The organism is Myxacorys sp., assembly GCF_059501405.1.
This window is the reverse complement of sequence record NZ_JCACCM010000191.1, coordinates 1-16,833: the sequence shown is the minus strand read 5'-3', so window position 1 is coordinate 16,833 and position 16,833 is coordinate 1. Positions and strand designations below refer to the sequence as shown.

At 48.7% G+C, this 16,833-nt stretch carries 16 protein-coding genes; 11 read left to right on the top strand and 5 right to left on the bottom strand.

Annotated features, from left to right (window positions below; translation table 11 throughout):
- Window positions 1–7: 7 nt before the first annotated feature.
- The 3 genes from AC5I6P_RS27030 (at window position 8) to AC5I6P_RS27020 (ending at window position 1,864) form a co-directional block, all read left to right on the top strand.
- Window positions 8–496 carry a thiol-disulfide oxidoreductase DCC family protein gene (locus AC5I6P_RS27030; RefSeq protein ID WP_495696873.1) on the top strand — a complete coding sequence of 163 codons (489 nt, stop codon included), beginning with the start codon at window positions 8–10 and terminating at the stop codon, window positions 494–496.
- A 371-nt stretch (window positions 497–867) separates the two neighbouring features.
- Window positions 868–1,305: a hypothetical protein gene (locus AC5I6P_RS27025; RefSeq protein WP_495696872.1), complete on the top strand. Its 438-nt coding sequence runs from the start codon at window positions 868–870 to the stop codon at window positions 1,303–1,305.
- Window positions 1,306–1,348: 43 nt separating this feature from the next.
- Window positions 1,349–1,864 carry a hypothetical protein gene (locus AC5I6P_RS27020; protein WP_495696871.1) on the top strand — a complete coding sequence of 172 codons (516 nt, stop codon included), beginning with the start codon at window positions 1,349–1,351 and terminating at the stop codon, window positions 1,862–1,864.
- Window positions 1,865–1,966: 102 nt separating this feature from the next.
- On the opposite strand, the gene AC5I6P_RS27015 is transcribed toward AC5I6P_RS27020, so the two are convergent.
- Window positions 1,967–4,414, bottom strand: coding sequence for an ATP-dependent Clp protease ATP-binding subunit (locus AC5I6P_RS27015; protein ID WP_495696870.1), 2,448 nt, complete (start codon window positions 4,412–4,414; stop codon window positions 1,967–1,969).
- A 442-nt stretch (window positions 4,415–4,856) separates the two neighbouring features.
- Between AC5I6P_RS27015 and AC5I6P_RS27010 the strand changes: the two genes are divergently transcribed.
- Window positions 4,857–5,120, top strand: a complete 264-nt coding sequence (locus AC5I6P_RS27010; RefSeq protein WP_495696869.1) for a GlsB/YeaQ/YmgE family stress response membrane protein — start codon at window positions 4,857–4,859, stop codon at window positions 5,118–5,120.
- 114 nt (window positions 5,121–5,234) lie between these two features.
- Here AC5I6P_RS27010 and AC5I6P_RS27005 read toward each other — a convergent pair whose 3' ends face one another.
- Window positions 5,235–6,077 carry a M56 family metallopeptidase gene (locus AC5I6P_RS27005; protein ID WP_495696868.1) on the bottom strand — a complete coding sequence of 281 codons (843 nt, stop codon included), beginning with the start codon at window positions 6,075–6,077 and terminating at the stop codon, window positions 5,235–5,237.
- Entirely contained in the window at window positions 6,077–6,496 is a 420-nt protein-coding gene (locus tag AC5I6P_RS27000; RefSeq protein ID WP_495696867.1) for a BlaI/MecI/CopY family transcriptional regulator, read from the bottom strand. Before AC5I6P_RS27000 ends, AC5I6P_RS27005 begins: the two co-directional genes overlap by 1 nt.
- Window positions 6,497–6,664: 168 nt before the next feature.
- Between AC5I6P_RS27000 and AC5I6P_RS26995 the strand changes: the two genes are divergently transcribed.
- From AC5I6P_RS26995 to AC5I6P_RS26985, 3 genes are all read left to right on the top strand, one after another.
- Window positions 6,665–7,141, top strand: a complete 477-nt coding sequence (locus tag AC5I6P_RS26995) for a hypothetical protein (protein WP_495696866.1) — start codon at window positions 6,665–6,667, stop codon at window positions 7,139–7,141.
- Between the two features lie 55 nt (window positions 7,142–7,196).
- Entirely contained in the window at window positions 7,197–8,285 is a 1,089-nt protein-coding gene (locus AC5I6P_RS26990; protein WP_495696865.1) for a SpoIID/LytB domain-containing protein, read from the top strand.
- A 120-nt stretch (window positions 8,286–8,405) separates the two neighbouring features.
- A complete protein-coding gene (locus AC5I6P_RS26985) occupies window positions 8,406–8,984 on the top strand; it encodes an HdeD family acid-resistance protein (protein ID WP_495696864.1) in 579 nt (192 codons plus the stop codon).
- A gap of 174 nt (window positions 8,985–9,158) precedes the next feature.
- On the opposite strand, the gene AC5I6P_RS26980 is transcribed toward AC5I6P_RS26985, so the two are convergent.
- Complete coding sequence (locus AC5I6P_RS26980; RefSeq protein WP_495696863.1) at window positions 9,159–10,163, bottom strand: tetratricopeptide repeat protein; 1,005 nt, start codon at window positions 10,161–10,163, stop codon at window positions 9,159–9,161.
- A 64-nt stretch (window positions 10,164–10,227) separates the two neighbouring features.
- Here AC5I6P_RS26980 and AC5I6P_RS26975 point away from each other — a divergent pair, with 64 nt between their 5' ends.
- The 4 genes from AC5I6P_RS26975 (at window position 10,228) to cysC (ending at window position 14,803) form a co-directional block, all read left to right on the top strand.
- A complete protein-coding gene (locus AC5I6P_RS26975; protein WP_495696862.1) occupies window positions 10,228–11,064 on the top strand; it encodes an aminotransferase class IV in 837 nt (278 codons plus the stop codon).
- 220 nt (window positions 11,065–11,284) lie between these two features.
- The gene (gene ftsH3, locus AC5I6P_RS26970) at window positions 11,285–13,126 is read left to right on the top strand and encodes an ATP-dependent zinc metalloprotease FtsH3 (RefSeq protein WP_495696861.1); all 1,842 of its coding nucleotides are present in this window, start codon (window positions 11,285–11,287) and stop codon (window positions 13,124–13,126) included.
- Between the two features lie 211 nt (window positions 13,127–13,337).
- Window positions 13,338–14,126 carry a sulfotransferase family protein gene (locus AC5I6P_RS26965; protein ID WP_495696860.1) on the top strand — a complete coding sequence of 263 codons (789 nt, stop codon included), beginning with the start codon at window positions 13,338–13,340 and terminating at the stop codon, window positions 14,124–14,126.
- A 68-nt stretch (window positions 14,127–14,194) separates the two neighbouring features.
- A complete protein-coding gene (gene cysC / locus AC5I6P_RS26960; RefSeq protein ID WP_495696859.1) occupies window positions 14,195–14,803 on the top strand; it encodes an adenylyl-sulfate kinase in 609 nt (202 codons plus the stop codon).
- 375 nt (window positions 14,804–15,178) lie between these two features.
- Here the strand turns inward: cysC and AC5I6P_RS26955 are convergent, their stop codons facing one another.
- Entirely contained in the window at window positions 15,179–16,651 is a 1,473-nt protein-coding gene (locus tag AC5I6P_RS26955; protein WP_495696858.1) for a tetratricopeptide repeat protein, read from the bottom strand.
- Window positions 16,652–16,833 lie beyond the last annotated feature (182 nt).

Here is a 16,833-nt window from a genome sequence, read left to right as displayed (position 1 = left end):
TTCCAATATGGCGCTCCCAACTTCTCAACCTTCCAATTCTGATACTCGGCAGTCGCTCAATGTTCCATCTTGGCAAATTAAACTTCTGTATGACGGACAATGCCCCTTATGTATGCGAGAAGTCAATTTTCTAAGAAAACGAGATGCGGGTCGAGGGCGAGTAGAATTTGTTGATATTGCAGACGATGATTACACTCCTGAAGCAAATGGTGGAATCGATTTTGAAACAGCGATGGGAAGAATTCATGCCGTGCTTGCAGACGGAACAGTAGTCAAAAATGTAGAAGTTTTTCGCCGCGTTTATGACATTTTAGGAATGGGCTGGATCTATGCCGCCACTAAATTGCCCGTAATTGGCTTTATTGTGGATAAACTCTACGAGCTTTGGGCAGATTGGCGACTTCCGCTCACCCGCCGTCCGAGTCTTGCGATCGTTGTTGCTGATCGGCAGCAGCGGCTTGAATGTAAGCAAGAAGGGCGCTGTCATATCGAATAGTGTAAACGTTGTTAGTTGACACCTCTAAGTGTTGAACACATTTAACAAAAGTAGATTAAGTATTGTGATGTTTAGTGTTAAAGAAGCCATTTATTTGTTAGCGCTTCGGGTGTCAAAACTTGGTCTCTCTTTTGATTGGATAGAACTACTTAAAAAGAAATAAACAGAGTTATTTATTCCTACTGAGAGATGATCGTAAAACTGTGCTTTCCTATGCTCGAACAGAAAGCACAGTTGTATCAATTGCTGCAATTTTATACTCAACATTGCACCGAATTGACCTTTCCTTTCTGGTTAAAACTTTGTTATTCAACTCGTTTTGTTGTTTAACTCGTTTTGTGATTTAACTCATTGTCTTTAGGAGGTAGCTTATGAGCTTTTTTCAGCGAAGCCGAAGGATTTTAGCGGCTTTGGCATTGGTCCTAATTCTCACCGTTACGACAGCGTGCAGTTCTGCGGTTGCTCGTGAACCTCAAACGAAATCTCCAGTTGCTAGCAGCGATTATGGTTCGATCGCAAGAGGAAATACTGCCACAGGTCAAGACTTTGGAACCTGGGCTGTACAAACGTCTAAAGGATTATTGAAAGACGCTTATGTGCGCGATAACAACAAGTTAGGAGTTGTTATTTCACCTCAAGTTCGCCCTAGCGATGTTAAGCCTTTGACTCAATCTTTGATGCAGGGATTTCATAAGAACTTCCCGAATCAAGATCTGTCGGTATTAGTGTATGCACCTGATAAAAAATTGATTCTAACGGCTCGGTATGATACTCAATCTAAGCAAATTCAGTATCAGCAACCTAGCTAGTAATAAGTTTTAAAGCGTTTGTAGAAATTAGGAGAATAAAACAATGGCTAGTAGTGATCAGTACAAGCGCCAGATCATGAACGATCTTGCTGGCGGGAATACAGAATCTCTGCCGGATGAATCTGGTTCTTTAGAAAATTATGATAACTTTGATGACTTTGCTCAACGGTCTTCTCGGGATGAGCGGCGGAATTTGTTTAGCCGAGCGTTTCACCACAATCGCGTCTCTTCTGCGGAGATGGAACCTGAATTGCAGCGTGCGATCGCTCAAATCAAACCGAATGAGCGAGATGATGTTGCTCACGAATTTCTCAAGCAGTTCAAAAAACGGGGGCTGAGCGAGAAAGATTTAGAGCAACAACTGGGGTTATCATCACATCACGGCAGTAAGATGTCGGCAGATGATGTTGGCAAGTTAGCAGGCTTTGCTTATCACAATCATCCTGATATCTTTCATGAGGTCTTAGCCGATCAGCCTGTCCTTGTGAAGTTTCTGAGCAATCCTGTTGTGGGTGCGGCGATGGGTGCGGTCGCAGCAAAGTGGTTGGGTCGCAGATAGAATTACAGTCGTCAATCTGATGATCGCTTAAACAGCAAAGCCGCCCTCTTGATATTCAAGAGGGCGGCTTTGTCTTACTTATCTGTCGTATCGAATAGCCACTTAAACTGTCATTGCGACTTTGGGCTGCTCGCGTCTGACTTGGATTTGACCATCCTCATCCACCTCAACGATCGCCGTGTCTCCAGCTTGGATTCGACCTGCGAGGAAGGCTTCTGCAAGGCTATCTTCGAGTAGACGAGCGATCGCACGACGCAACGGACGCGCTCCGTAGCTCGGATTGTACCCTTCGGACGCGACCCGCTCTTTGAAGCGATCTCTCACCTGTAAGGTAATGCCTTGCTCTCCAATCCGTCGGGCAGCTTCTGCAATCATAAGATCTGCAATCTGCGTCACTTCGTCGCGGTTCAACTGATGGAAAACGATAGTCTCGTCAATCCGGTTGAGAAACTCTGGACGGAAGTAGTTCTTCAGTTCATCGTTCACCTGATTGCGAATCCGACTGTATGCTACCGCTTCAGACGACTCGGACGACATCTCAAAGCCCAAGCCTGCGCCTCCCTTCTCAATCACCTTCGAGCCTAAGTTCGAGGTCATGATTAGTAAGGTGTTTTTGAAGCTAACAGTTCGACCTTTGGAATCGGTCAAACGCCCGTCTTCAAGCAATTGCAGCAACATGTTAAACACATCAGGGTGAGCCTTCTCGATCTCATCGAAGAGCAGCACCGTGTACGGATTGCGGCGAACGGCTTCGGTTAGCTGACCGCCTTCGTCATAGCCAATGTAGCCAGGAGGCGAACCGATCAGCTTGGAAACGGTGTGCGACTCCATAAACTCAGACATGTCGAGACGAATCATTGCCGAGTCAGAACCAAACACCGCTTCAGCCAGCGCTTTGGCAAGCTCAGTCTTACCCACTCCAGTCGGGCCAGAGAAGATAAAGCTGGCGATCGGGCGATTCGGATTGCTTAAGCCCACTCGCGATCGCTTGATCGATCGTGCCACCGCAACCACAGCTTCATCCTGTCCGATCACGCGCTGATGCAAGCGCTGGTCTAAGTGCAGCAACATTGCAGACTCAGACTCGGTAAGCTTGCTCACCGGAACTCCTGTCCAAGACGAAACCACTTGCGCGATGTCTTCTTCGCCCACAACCGGAGTGATGCCAGAGGCGGTGGATGGAGTTTGACCACCCGAAAGCTGAGCTTCTAATGCCAGTTCTTGATCGCGGAGTTGCCCTGCTTTGTCAAAGTCTTGAGCCATCACCGCCGCTTGCTTGTCTTTCGTGACTTGCCGCAACTGCTTCTTCAAGACCTTAATCGCAGGATTGGTGTTTCTTAATCGAACCATAGAGCCTGCTTCGTCGATCAAATCGATCGCTTTGTCAGGCATGAATCGGTCGGTAATGTAGCGATCGGCCAGAATAGCGGCTGCCTCAACCGCTGCATTGCTAATCGTGAGCTGGTGATGTTGCTCGTAGCGATCGCGCAGTCCTTTCAGAATCTCGATCGTCTCTTCGACTGTGGGTTCACCCACCATTACTGGCTGGAATCGTCGCTCTAGAGCCGCATCACGCTCAATGTGCTGACGATACTCATCGAGCGTGGTCGCACCAAGACACTGAATCGCTCCGCGTGCCAATGCAGGCTTCATCAAGTTTGCTGCATCCATGCCACCTTCATTGCCGCCTGCACCAACGAGGGTATGAATCTCGTCGATCACCAGAATTACGTTGCCGGACTGCTGCACTTCTTCAAGGATGTTCTTCATGCGCTCCTCGAAGTCGCCTCGGAAGCGAGTGCCTGCCAGTAAGCTACCCATATCAAGCTGGATCACCTGCTTGTCATAGAGCAAATCGGGCACATCCTGAGCGTAAATGCGCTGGGCTAATCCTTCTGCGATCGCAGTCTTACCAACCCCTGGTTCACCTACTAACACCGGATTATTCTTCGAGCGACGACCAAGAATTTGCACCACACGCTCAATTTCTTTAGCACGGCCGACAACTGGGTCAAGCTTGCCCTCTGATGCCCTTCGAGTCAAATTCGTACCAAACTCGTCCAGCGTGGGCATCCGTTGAACGCGCTGAGCAGCAGCACTACCACCAACCACAGCAGGTTCTGAAGCTGACTGCATCATTTGAGCGTGCAGGGCGGCTAAATCTACCCCTAGCGTCGTCAACACCTTGGCTGCAACCCCTTGATTGTCTTGCGCTAATGCCGCTAATAGATGACGCGGACGCACATATTGCTCTCCTGAAAGACGAGCCGCTTGAAGCGCCTGTTCGAGAACTTGCTTACCTTTCGGCGTGAAGGGAAGTTCCGCTAGTGTCGATCCAGTCCCTCGACCTACAATCTTTTCAACTTCGGCACGGGCGATGTCGAGCGTTACACCAAATTCTTTCAGAATCGACGCCGCTACCGTATCCGTTTGTTTCAGTAATCCAAGCAAGACCGCTTCTGTACCCACAGAATTTTGCCGCAGTCGGCGTGCTTCTTCTTGGGCGTACATGACTGTAGCGATCGCTTGGTCTGTGAAGTATTCAAACATCGGGGCGTTCTCCACTATGCTATGTCTGCTGAGCAAATTGCCGAGTCAGACGAAGGAGTTCAGAGTGAGTCTCACTCGTAAACTTTTTTGTAGTTATGTATTCACTTTAATGAGTGGGAGCGGGACCAACTAGGGAGGAAAACCGTCTGAGAAAAGGGCGGAAAACGCAACCGAGAAAAGGAATGGGGTGGAAGGTAGAGAAATCTGAAGCACAGAAAAAAGTAGGTTTAATATCACCGCATTCATATAAAGAATGCTACTTAAAATTTTAGACCTATCACGTAGAAGATGGAGTCATTACAGTAGTTTGATTATCGCTTGAAAATAATAAGACCAAGCTATATACTACGACCGACAATTAGGCTTGCTCACAGTTTGTATGGCTGATCGATCAGGTTATCCACAGTTGAGCAAATCGCTAACTAAACTGGGAGACTGAACTATGAATATTATTGCTTGGGCAATTTTAGGTATCGTAGCAGGCGGGATCGCGAAGCTACTTTATCCTGGAGACCAAGGCGGCGGAATCGTTAACACCATGCTGCTTGGTGTCGTGGGTGCATTCTTGGGCGGAAGCGTTGTCACGCTTTTGGTTACAGGCACGATCGCGTTGAACACGTTACCCGGCGTTCCCGGTCTGGTTGTCGCCATTTTGAGTGCAATGGTCGCAATTTTCCTATGGGGCTTGGTCACGCACTCCGTTTAATTAATGCCATTAAATTCGATAGGGATTGGCGAAAGCCAATCCCTAAAAAAGTTTGATTCTATAATTTTCGATCGCGTCTGTGCGGCTCAGTACGAGTTATTGAGGCAAATCGTATCATGCATGAAAGGGTACGATCGCAAGAGGCAAGACCACAAGCAGCAACCACAACCAAGATCCTGAATTGGTTTCAGGAAGGGGTTCTGAGGGATCGAGCAAGGCATCGATCCGCTCAGCTAGACGGTTCTTGACAACCGCACTGCTAAATGCTGCGCACAGTTGGTCAGACTCCATTTGAGAGGCACTCACAACAGATAGCAGCGCTTCTGCCAACAGTAATGGATCACCCCGCTGTGCTGCCCACCGATCCGCACGCAATTCTCGCAGCATCAACAATTCTTGCCAAAGCGCATCAGTCTGTGGCAACCAAGCGGTTAACCGACGCAACCAGCCTAACCAAAAGAACCAGAACGTATCTCGGTAATAGGCGTGGGCTTCTTCATGTCTCAAGACAACTTCTAAATGGCCTGGCTCCAGCGTTTCTAGTAGTCCCTGGCTAATCACTAACTCCGGGTTCCAAAAGCCGATTTGAGCGACAAAGGGCGCGGACTGATCCAGCAATCGAGCGGCAGTTCCACCAAGGTCTTGTTGAGGCAACTGTTGGACGCGACGAGCCGATCGCAGGGCGTCACTGCCTAATTGAATCGCCAACACGAAACCAATTCCTAAAAAGCCGATCGCGACGCCATAGCTGCCCCAGCCTTCCCACCAGCGCACCATCTGTCCTTTCGGCCCCATCCATAAAATAGCGATCGCGCTTACTCCAACCAGCAACGGCGAAAACAAAAACGCTCCCAGCGTTCGATTCCATCGCTGGCTCCATCCATCAGCGACAGGATTCCACATCAGGCGAACGGAGAGGGCAACACTTAACGTCACGATCAACAAGACTAGATGCATTACTTCTCCTCCCTGGCTTGGCGGACGGCTTTAAGACGTTGCGCGATCGCGTCGAGTTGTTCGACGCTGGCTTGATCCAAACTATCGGCAAAGGCGGCTACAACATCGGCATTGCCCACTGCGAGAAACTGGTTTAGCTGTTCGTAGGCGTGCAAGGCTCTTGCTTCTGCCTGAGAAATTCGAGCCTTCCAGGTAAAGGAGCGATTTTGTTTGTCGCACACCAGCCATCCCTTCGCCGTCAAGCGATTGAGAACAGTTGTCACCGACGTATAGGCCAACTCGCGATCGGGATCATTCAAAATGCGATCGTGGACATCTTTCACAGTGACCGCTTCGAGTTCCCAAATAATGTTCAGAATTTCAGCCTCAAGCGGGCCGAGGGAGAGATGTTTTGGGCGGTGTTCGGGAAGAGGAGCCATAGCGATGATAAAAACAAGCTGTTTCTAGAGTAAAGGAAAGCGATTGGCGTTGCCAAGCTCCAAAGGATCGCCATAAACACGTTTTAAGAAGTTCTACAGAGTGTCGTTTGGCGAACAAAATTCAGGAGCGACAGTATAGAGAAGTCATCCGTCGATTTAACTCAAGTAATGAACCATAGAATTTTTGGCAGTGCGATTAGCGCAGTTCTTAGCATCCTAATTTCCAGTGGAGCCAAAGCCGATGAGATGCATTCTCCAAACCCCTCTCACTCTTCGACCCCTACTCATGCCCACGGTAAGCTAGAAATCCCGACAGGAAGCGCTGTTCCAGCCGTTGATTTGAAGGTTGCTCCCGACCCAATGGGAGGCTGGAATGTGCAGGTCAAGGCAGAGAATTTCAGGTTTGCTCCAGAGCAGGTCAACCAGACCAGCAGCGTGAATGAAGGTCACGCTCACCTCTACGTGAATGGGAAGAAACTGACTCGGCTGTACGGAGCTTGGTATTACTTAGACAAGCTGCCGACAGGTCCTCACAGCGTTACGGTGACGCTCAACACCAACCGTCACGAGGAGCTATTTCACAACGGCAAACGCATTGAGGCGACAGAGCGATTTATTGTTTTTCCGGCTGGTGCAGGACACTAGCGAATAGCATGTCATGATAGGTAAAATCCGTTAAAGGTGAGTGACTGACGATAGGATGACCCTCAAAAATATTGTCAAAAAAGATATTGTCAAATGGTTGCAGCAACGCCCTTGGCTTTTGTTGCCAGTGTTGGGCTTGATTCCGCTAACGGGTGCGTACGTCAATCACCGCTATCCTGAAGCGACACCCACTCCTGTCTTGGCTCCTACCTTCTCACCGTCGCCCGCTGCTGTGTCGCTGCCATCTCCGCTGCCACTTCCTCCGACGCCTCAAGCTGCGCCTCAAGCCAAAACGTCTCCTCAACCTTCCAAGAAAGCATCGTCAACTCCCGTTGATCCGTCTAAATACACCAAAGAGCAAGCCGCAATTAATGCTCGGTCAAAGGCGGCATATGCCGCATCGTCTGGAACGATAGATAGTCTGATTCAGATGCAAGTTGCGATCGCAATGGGCGTTCCTTCTGCCGCGATCGCGGCGTCTAATGGCGCAACGATCACCGATTCGCAAGGCAAAAAGCTCCAGCAACTCGCTGCTAATACGGCTTATCCGGTTGGAGCTAACGGCGATACGCTAACGGTAGGAAGCGCTCAATTACCCAGCATTGTAGTCATTGAGCCTGCCTCCGGTGGCATTCTCTATTTAGGCGACAAACCCTATCGAGGACGGTTTGTTCTCGCTGTTCAAAGTAGCCGCGTCTGGGTGGTTAACTATATTGATCTGCGGCGCTATCTCCATAGTGTGGTCGCGAGTGAAGTGTCACCGAGTTGGAATGCTCAAGCTTTGAAAGCTCAGGCAGTCGCGGCGCGATCGTATGCCTTGACCTATTATTTCAAGCCTGTGAATAGCCTCTATCAAATGGGTTCTGATGAGTACTACCAGGTTTATAGCGGCACAGAGCGAGAGGACGATCGCACGAGTCGAGCCGTTGACGAAACCGCAGGAGAATTTGTCAGTTATAAGGGCGGAATTGTGGAGTCTCTCTATGCGGCCTCTGACAGTATTGTGGTCGAGGCATTCAAAGGCAAGGGCATGAGCCAATTAGGAGCGTTGAATCTGGCAGAGCAGGGATATAGCTATCTGCAAATTTTAGCGACTTATTATCCTAAAACTGGAGTTGCCAAAATCGAGCAAGATTACGAGTAGCATCAACATCTCCTTCTCATGACGGGGCTATCGGCCCTAGAAGGTTCTACCCTAAGGAACTGCTCAGGTCTAAAGCGATTTTCTAGTCTTATATCGTACTGATTTAAGAAGGAAACGTTTATGACAGCTGCTACGGAACCAAAAGGTTCAAATAAATTTCATGCGTCATTTTGGTCAGGTCTGCTTTTAATTGTGTTCGGTGTAATAGGAATTGCTGCCCCTACTTTTTCTTCGCTAGTTGTTGAAACCTGGATTTCTTTAATTCTGTTTTCTTCAGGTGTGACAAAGATTGTTTATGCATTCCAGACCCGTGAAGAGGGTTTTATTTGGAAGCTTTTGATTGGTGCGCTTTACATTGCAACAGGTGCGTCGCTGTTTTTCCAACCGCTGACTGGCGTCCTAACGCTGACGCTATTGCTTGGTAGCTTCCTTCTTACAGAAGGAGCATTCAATATTATCTTGGCATTCCGCCTAAAATCGCAGCCTAACTGGACGTGGATTCTCGTCGATGGCCTCGTGACGCTGGGTCTTGGTGCGCTGGTTTGGCTTCAGTTTCCGTCCGATGCCCCTTGGCTACTTGGAACCTTAGTTGGCGCAAGTATTTTGTTCTCTGGTATCTCGCGATCGCTGCTTGCTCTCAAGCCGCCAACGAATACTACAGCGTCCAATCAACCGGATCAAGCCGCTTCAGCTTCATAGAAGGATAGACAGAACGCGATCTGCTTTAGCAGATATCTTTACGCGATCGCGTTCATCCCTCACACGAGATTAGCGCAGAGCATAGCTCTAAAGAAACCGCGATCGTAACTGCGATCGCGGTTTCGGTTTGATTAATCGCGATCCACGATAGCGACTACATGCGGTGATTGAATGTCAATGGGCCAGTGCCTTAAACTCTCCTAGATTTCTTAGTGAGTCAAAAGCTGACTCTGTTTTAGCGGTTTCTTGGTAATCGGGATATATCGAAATTGCGCTCTGTAAATTGCCCATCGCCTGTTCGCTATTTCCTTGCGTGGCATAACAGGTTGCTAACCCATAGAAAACTTCTGCCTCTTCTGGTTCGAGTTCGAGGGCACGACTGTAAGCTGCGATCGCATCGTCATAGCGCTCCCGTCGCTTCAACGCCTCTGCCAACATCCACCACACATCCCACCGTTCCGGTAAGGCTTCTGCCAGCTTATTGACTAACTCCAAGGCTTCGTCTTGACGATCGATCTTTTCCATAAACAAGATCTTCTCTTGCCACAGTTCCAGGTTGCCGCGATCGCTGATAATCGCTTCGTCATAGGATTCCAGCGCTTCGTCGTTCCGTCCTAGTTTTTCTAACAGCTTTGCCCGATCGAGCCATGCAACAAAGGCATCGCCCATCGTTAGCACTCGATCGACATCTGACAGGGCCTCTTCATAGCGCTCGAGGCGCTGCAAGGTAATACTCCGCGCCATCAACACCATCGGATTCGAATTCATCTCAACCGCTTTGTCCAACGATTCCAACGCTTCTTCGTGGCGATTTTGTCGCGTCAGGTGCATCCCCCGAAAGAACCAGGTTCCGGGATTGTCTGGCAGTTGCGTGACCATCTCGTCGAACCACGCTAGCGCTTCTTCAGGACGCTCGGCATCTTCCAGCGCCATCGAGATCATCAGCCACGCATCGAAATTTTTGGGTTCTAGTTTGATCACTTTTTTGAACACTGCGATCGCGGCATCGAGATCCTCTAGATCCATCAACGCCCGACCCTTGCCCATCCAAGCTTCCACATAGTTAGGTTTTAGCTTGATAGCCTTATCAAACGCCGCGATCGCTTGCTTATACTGCTTCCACCCAACAAAGGTTTCAGCTTTTTTCATCCAGCCGAGGTGCTGACCTGACTTGCTCATACTCAAACGGGAATGAACGACGTATGGTTTAGTTTACAGCGTTGAGAATGGATGAAAAATCCTGATGGAAACTGCATCTTGGTACAACGGCAGGGCAATTGCCAAAGACACGATAGAACTTTCAATAACAGATCCGGGACTGCTCTATGGTGCGACGGTGTTTACCACAATGCGCGTGTATGGCACGTTAGATCATCCCTTGACGAATTGGACAGGACACTGCGATCGCCTCAAAACAACAATTGAAACCTTCTATTGGCAGCAACCTGACTGGAGCCGACTACGCCACGGCGCAGAATGGATGATGCAGCAGTATCCCGTTCTCAGAATCACGGTGTTTCCAGACGGGCGAGAATGGATTACTGGGCGATCCTTGCCGCCCGATCTGATGCAGCGACAAGCAAATGGCGTCACGGCGTTGGTAACTCAAGATATAACGCGATCCACCGGAGCTTGGCGAAGCCAATCGCTGCCTTCTCATAAAACCGGAAACTATCTCGCACCCTGGCTTGCCAAGCAAGCGGCTGAGCGATCGAGCGCCCAAGAAGCCATTCTTACCAATCTTGCAGGCGAGTGGCTAGAAACGAGTACAGGCAATCTTTGGGGCTGGAAAGACGGGCACTGGTGGACACCACCTCTAGAGAGCGAGATTTTGCCCGGATTACTGCGATCGCGGCTCATCGCTGGGCTGAGATGGCACAATGAAGAAGTCACTGAACTCCATTGGAATGCCGCGCTTGTAGAACAATTTGATGCGATCGCCTACACGAACTGCGTGGTGGAAGTCATTCCAATTCACACCGTTCTGAGCCACGATACTACTCTGTCCTACGATGCAAGACACTTTGGAATTCAGAAATTGCGAGAAATGTTTGGGAAAGGGATGAGAGATGAAGGATGAATGTAAGAGGCTACTTCTCAGTTTTGCGTTTAAAGTCAAAAACGCCTCAAACTCTGAGGTAGACCCCTTCTTCCCTTTCTTGCATCCCTCATCCCTCCTCGCGAAGCGGGTCAAAGACTTCGCTCATCCCTCATCTGTCTCTCAGATACGTTAATATTAATTAACATAATCAAACTTTGAGACACCCCTCGTTCCCAAACCATTAGGAGGACAGACCCCGGTGAATAAACGGTGGAGAAATGCTGGGCTATATGCGCTCCTTGCGATCGTCGTCATTGCACTGGCGACCGCGTTTTTTGACAAACAGCCTCAAACGCGAGAATCTTGGCGCTACAGCCAGTTCATCCAGGAAGTGCAAAGCAATAACGTAAACAAGGTCAGTTTGAGCGCCGATCGCTCGAAGGCGCTGGTGCAGGTGCAAGACGGAAATAAAGTCGTCGTCAACCTCCCCAATGACCCCGATCTGATTAACATTCTGACTAAAAATAATGTTGATATTTCGGTCTTGCCTACAACCGATGGCAACGACTTCTGGATTCGAGCAGTAAGCAGCTTGTTCTTCCCAGTCTTATTGCTGGTGGGACTGTTCTTCTTACTTCGCCGTGCCCAGAATGGCCCGGGTAGCCAAGCGATGAACTTTGGCAAGTCCAAAGCGCGAGTGCAGATGGAGCCGCAAACCCAAGTCACCTTTAACGATGTGGCAGGCATTGACCAAGCGAAACTAGAACTTAACGAAGTTGTAGACTTCCTGAAGAACGCCGATCGCTTCACTGCCGTGGGTGCAAAAATTCCTAAAGGCGTGCTGTTGGTTGGGCCTCCTGGAACCGGAAAAACCTTGTTGGCGAAAGCCGTTGCAGGTGAAGCAGGTGTCCCCTTCTTCTCGATTTCGGGTTCTGAATTCGTTGAAATGTTTGTTGGGGTCGGAGCATCTCGGGTGCGCGACCTGTTTGAGCAAGCTAAAACTAACGCACCTTGTATCGTCTTTATCGACGAGATTGATGCAGTCGGTCGTCAGCGTGGTGCCGGTCTTGGTGGTGGTAACGATGAGCGGGAGCAAACCCTTAACCAGTTGCTCACCGAAATGGATGGTTTCGAGGGCAACACCGGAATCATTATCATTGCAGCAACCAACCGTCCTGATGTGTTAGATGCGGCGCTGCTGCGTCCGGGTCGCTTTGACCGACAAGTCGTTGTCGATCGTCCAGACTATGCAGGTCGTCTCGAAATTCTGAACGTTCATGCACGCGGCAAAACCCTTTCTAAGGACATTGACCTAGAAAGAATTGCCCGTCGTACCCCTGGCTTCACGGGTGCTGATCTCGCTAACTTGCTGAACGAAGCCGCGATTCTTGCTGCTCGTCGCAACCTCACCGAAGTCTCGATGGACGAAGTGAATGATGCGATCGATCGCGTCTTGGCTGGACCTGAGAAAAAAGATCGCGTCATGAGCGAAAAGCGCAAAGAATTAGTGGCGTACCACGAAGCAGGTCACGCTCTAGTCGGAGCGCTGATGCCAGATTACGATCCGGTACAGAAAATCAGCATCATTCCTCGTGGTCGTGCGGGAGGTTTAACCTGGTTCACGCCGAGCGAAGATCGGATGGATTCGGGCTTGTACTCTCGCTCGTATCTGCAAAACCAAATGGCGGTTGCCCTTGGTGGTCGTCTGGCTGAAGAAATCATCTACGGGGATGAAGAAGTCACAACTGGCGCGTCCAATGACCTCCAGCAGGTAGCGCGAGTGGCGCGTCAAATGGTGACTCGCTTTGGCATGAGCGATCGCTTGGGTCCTGTCGCTCTCGGTCGTCAGCAAGGCAACATGTTCTTGGGACGTGACATCGCTTCAGAGCGCGACTTCTCGGAAGAGACTGCCGCGACGATTGATGAAGAAGTGAGTACGTTAGTCGAAGAAGCCTATCGCCGTGCAAAAGCGGTTCTTATCGATAACCGTCACGTTTTAGAACAGTTAGCCGCGATGCTAATTGAGAAGGAAACGGTTGATGCAGAAGAACTGCAAGACTTGCTGGCAAACAGCGATGTGAAAATGGCATCGATCGCATAACTCGCCAATCAAATTACATCTTCGGGGGCACTCCGCAATAGGAGTGCCCCTTTTTGCATTGAGCCTTTTGAATTCTCAATTGTTGATCAAACCTCTTCCATGCCTGACATCTGCCCCAACTGAAGATGGCTTGATTGATACCTCAGAATGATGTTGCTACTACAGACCCTGAATCGTAATAGAGGAGACAACACTGTAGCTTAGTCACAGCATGAAAACAGCGTTTTTGGTTCTAGGAGGGCAACGGAGCGGCACATCTGTTACGAGCCATATTCTATCCAGATTTGGAATTGACTTTGGCTCTGACAAACACTTTATCCAAGGTGGACACAATCCAATTTTCTTTGAGCTGAATTGGGTGAACGACGGCAACAACCAATTAATTAATGCTTTAGGTCATCAATACACAGATTTCTTCTTGCCAGTGGAGAGCGACTTCGAGGGCACTCACTTTGCGGCTATTGAACGTAATCTGCATACACAAGTGATCCAAGAATGGGGCGACAAACCCCTGATCGGACTCAAGGATCCCCGCTTCTCTTTAACGTTTCCTGTTTGGCAACGAGTGCTTTCAGCAGCAGGCTACAGCCTGAACGTTGTTCTTGCGTTTAGACGTCCTTCCAGTTTTCTCAAATCCAATCAAACGCTTTTTCATAACTGGGAGGGATGGGATACGAACAGACATCTACGGTTCTGGCTACAGCTCAACTTGGCGGCAACCTACTTTACACGCAATTTTCCTGTCTACTATCTCTGCTACGAGGATCTCATGACGAATCCTGACAACGAGACAGAGAAACTAGCTCGTTGGTTCAAGCTTGATCTCAGCTCTGTCGCTCATGCCGCTGCTGCCGTTGACCGTTCTCACTATCATCATCAAGCGTGTACCGATACCAATGTGGCTCTAGTAGATAATTATTTCCAGCGTTTATGTTCGCGTACCATTTCTTCTGCCGATTACCTCAATTACCGAAGTGCAGCTCTCCTGCAACCCTCCTAATTCTTTGTGCTCAATCACCCGTTTAACCAAACAATCACCCGTTTAACTAAACAGTTGGTGTTTCAGATATGGTTTATCATCCGTCTGGTAAGTTACATACCGATCAGTTAGATCCAATCGAGTGTCATTTCACCAATCAGCACTATGGGCTGACAGTTTGGTTTACGGGCTTGAGTGGTGCAGGCAAAACGACCATTAGCCAACAGGTCAACAAAAAGCTGATTGAGCAGGGATTGAAAGTCGAACATTTAGATGGTGACTTGGTGCGCCAAACCTTGACCAAAGGATTAGGCTTTAGCCAATGCGATCGCGAGGAGAACATTCGCCGGATTGGGTTTGTTGCCCATTTATTAACCCGCAATGATGTCATTGTTCTTGTTTCGGCAATCTCTCCTTATCGGGCAACCCGGCAAGAAGTGCGGCAGCAGATTGGCGCATTTATCGAAGTATTTGTTCATGCTCCCCTAGCGGTGTGCGAGCAGCGGGATGTGAAGGGACTCTACTATCGCGCACGCGCCGGAGAACTTCAACAGTTTACGGGTATTGATGCCCCCTATGAGCCACCGTTGAATCCAGAGGTAATTTGCTCTACTACAGAGGAAACGATCGAGGAAAGTGTAGCCAAAGTGATGCACGCAATTGAGGTGAGCTTAGGTAAGAGCAAATCGCGTATTTGACATACGGATAACCCTGAAAACTCATAGATAGCCTCTAAACAGTTGGGTACAAGCGGCTTGTTCGACAGCGTTAATTAATATAGCCAGCTTTGATACTCTGCATTCACGTCTTTCATCTCCCCATACAGCCACACCATGCGATCGAGATACCACAATTTGCCAAACAACACCAAGGTATAGCCAAAAACTATAACCCAAATATTGGGTGTTGCATACTAGAGAATGAGCGATCGCATTTACTTGCCCGTTTCCAACCCTACTTGCAAGAACACTGTCCAACTGTAGGGGTAATCCCCATCATCCGAACACAGCACTACTGTGTAGTTTTTTAGCAATCGCATTGGGTGAGAAAGGCAACAGTGATCATGAAACTAATTACAGATTTCCTAATAAGTTGAAGTAGGCGTTCACGACGCGAATCACAAAGGAGCGTCTAAAATAATTTTCATCAAGAGAAGGTATTTGCTCAAGCAATTGGATTAAGATCTTCACTCCTTTATCAAAATCCCTCTGTTTGGTTGCAGATTCACAAGCAGCAGACAGGCGCTCAAATCTATCGCACTGGGACTCACCAACTCCGATACCAGCATATCGCAGGGCTAGCGTCTTGAGATTTGGGTCACTAATTTGCCCTGCAATGGACTGAACTCGTTCAAATAGTTTCAGCGCAGACCAAGCCTCCGCAAGCATCACCCGTCGCAAATCCGCTAAGTGAGAATTATCTCCTGCAAGAGCATCTTCGGCAGCAGATAGCTCTTGCAGGGTCTGAGTTTTCAAGGTGCCATCTGGCTTTTCTCGAACACTGTCTTTCTGAGCAATGACAGATAGATCCGATGCACTAAGCATTTTATCTGTCATTGCATCTGTGGTTTGAGTAGCAGCTTTATGTTCTGCTAGCTTGCCAAATGCCCTTGCAATACCACCAAGTATGACATCACGAGGAATTTGCTCTAAAAGATGGGTTGCGCTTAAAGAGACGGCGAACTGTTTTGCTTGTTCTAGAAGGGTATGGGCGTGGGTAAATTGTTTTAGCTCAATATGCTGCTTTGCAATCATTCGCAGTGCTTGCGCTTTCATGCCTACGTCTTGCTCTAAAAAGGCGTGGGCTTCAGCTTGGTTAAGTAAGTCTAAAAGTTGATCCCGTGCGATCGTTTCACTACGTCCCTTGACGGCTTCTGCTAAAGCTTCTGCTTTACTGCTGGAATAGGTCATCAGAGGGACTAACGCGATCGCTCGTTCCGGTTGATTACTAGCAAAATACGTGTTTGCCACTTCTAGTAAAAAATGATCTTTATCTTGGCTATCATCTATAACTGCAAGTATGTTGAAGATTTGTTCATGATGAGAATGCTGAACGATAGCTATATGAGCAATTGAGTCAAATAGCCGCCATACCCTTTTGTAGTCATCGTCCAGCATCAATCCAATTTGAATTGCCCGATCCGACATTCCAATCTCGGCATGAGCCTCCGAAACAGCGATGAGCGCATAGTCGCGATCTTCAGGATTCTCAAAGGCATCAGCTTGCTGAAGGGCTTCAGTGAGCATGGCTATGCTGCGGTTTTGCAGTCCTACTTTGGCGAGTTGTTCCGCAATCTTACACTTCAACTCGTTGATGACAAATTTTTCCTCAATTGAAATGAGGGCTATTTCTTGTAGTGCCTGCTCGATATACGGTAAAGCTCTGTCGGGTTGATGAATGAGATTGAACTGTTTAGCAATAAAAATGTTCACTTCAGCGCAATCTATTGGATTCTGAAGTGATTTGATTGCTTGTGCGATCTTATCTAGCACACAACCTCCTTTCAGGCTAACGTCCGAGTTGAGCGGCAGCAAACACTGCTTCATTATTTGAGCACAAGTAGAAACTGTTAGTGCCTCTGTTCATAATTCACTCTGCCACGTTCGGAACAATCACAGCCTCCATCCGCGTCGATCCAGGTTGTGTTGCGTCAACTAGAGGTTTTGTCGCAACCAACCTGCTTGACTGACAAAACTAAGAAGCTGGAAAGCTAGTGAGGACGGTGAAT